The organism is Streptomyces sp. NPDC051555 (genome assembly GCF_044454405.1).
Lineage (GTDB): Bacteria > Actinomycetota > Actinomycetes > Streptomycetales > Streptomycetaceae > Streptomyces.
This window is the reverse complement of record NZ_JBITDP010000122.1, coordinates 1-1,317: the sequence shown is the minus strand read 5'-3', so window position 1 is coordinate 1,317 and position 1,317 is coordinate 1. Positions and strand designations below refer to the sequence as shown.

Sequence of the window (1,317 nt, the reverse complement as noted above, 5' to 3'; positions counted from 1 at the left end):
TGTCAAGCCCCGGGTTTTGTGGAGACTGAGTTAGCTGGTTTTCTGGAGTGACGCTGGGGGTTCGGTCATGTAGTGGGCGGCTTCGTGTTCGGCGGGGGTGATGTGGCCGAGTTCGCCGTGGAGGCGTCGCTGGTTGAACCAGTCGATGTACTCGGCGACGGCGATCTCGACGTCGTTGATGCCGGTCCAGGGGCCCTTGTTGCGGATCAGTTCTGCCTTGAACAGGCTGTTGAATGCCTCGGCGAGAGCGTTGTCGTACGAATCTCCCTTGGAGCCGACCGAGGCGACGGCGGCTGCCTCGTCGAGGCGTTCGGTGTAGCGCAGGGCTCGATATTGCACTCCTCGGTCGGAGTGGTGGGTGAGGCCGGCGAGGTCGGCGTTGGTGTGCCGGCGGCGCCAGATCGCCATCTCGAGTGCGTCGAGGGCGAGGTCGGTGTAGAGGCTGGTGGCGACCTGCCATCCGATGACCATGCGGGAGAAGACGTCGATGACGAACGCGGCGTAGACCCAGCCGGAGAAGGTTCTGATGTAGGTGATGTCGGCGACCCACAGTTGGTTGGGGGCACTCGCGGTGAACTGCCGCTCGACCAGGTCCGCCGGGCGGCTGGTTTCGGGGGCCGGCCGGGTGGTGCGCGGGCTCTTGGCCCGGATCACTCCGCGAAGGCCTGCCTTGCGCATCAGGCGCTCGACTGTGCAGCGGGCCACCTCGTGGCCTTCGCGGACCAGGACGGCGTGGACCTTGCGGGCCCCGTAGACGCTGTAGTTGGCCTCGTGGATCCGGCGTATCTCCTGGGTGAGGTGCTCGTCGCGCAGGCGGCGGGCTGACGGCGGGCGGCCCTGTGCCGCGTAGTAGGTGCTCGGCGCGATCGGCGCGTCGGTCTCGGCGAGGACGTCGCAGATCGGCTGGACGCCGAACAGGTTCTTGTGCTGGTCGATGTAGGCGACCTTCATCGCAGTGGACGGTCCAGCTCCGCGGCGAAGAAAGCCGACGCGGACTTGAGTATCGCGTTCGCCCGCCGCAGTTCCTTCACCTCCCGCTCCAGCTCCGTGATCCGGGCGGCCTCGGCACTGGTGCTACCGGGCAGCAGACCGTCGTCGGTCTCAGCGCGCTTGACCCACCCCCGCAGAGCCTCGGGGTGCACGTCGAGCTGGTCGGCGATCCGCTTGATCGCGCCGGCCCGGCCGACCGGGTCCTTACGGGCCTCGACCACCAGACGCGTCGCACGCTCACGCAGTTCGTCGGGGTACTTACGGGGAGCAGCCATGATCGACATCCTTCCGGGTCTTCGATGTCTCCATCAAACCCGGGGCGGTTCA

General features: G+C 67.0%; 1 protein-coding gene and 1 other annotated feature. The gene reads right to left on the bottom strand.

Annotated elements, in window-relative coordinates; translation table 11 throughout:
• Nucleotides 1-30 precede the first annotated feature (30 nt).
• Nucleotides 31-1,265 (bottom strand): IS3 family transposase gene (locus tag ACIBEA_RS44630; protein WP_399270327.1). Its coding sequence is split into 2 segments (ribosomal slippage): nucleotides 31-986 and nucleotides 986-1,265, totalling 1,236 coding nucleotides; the frame shifts between segments, so codons are not numbered across the junction.
• Nucleotides 859-987 (bottom strand) — a sequence feature (AL1L pseudoknot). (Overlaps the previous gene by 129 nt.)
• Nucleotides 1,266-1,317: the final 52 nt, after the last annotated feature.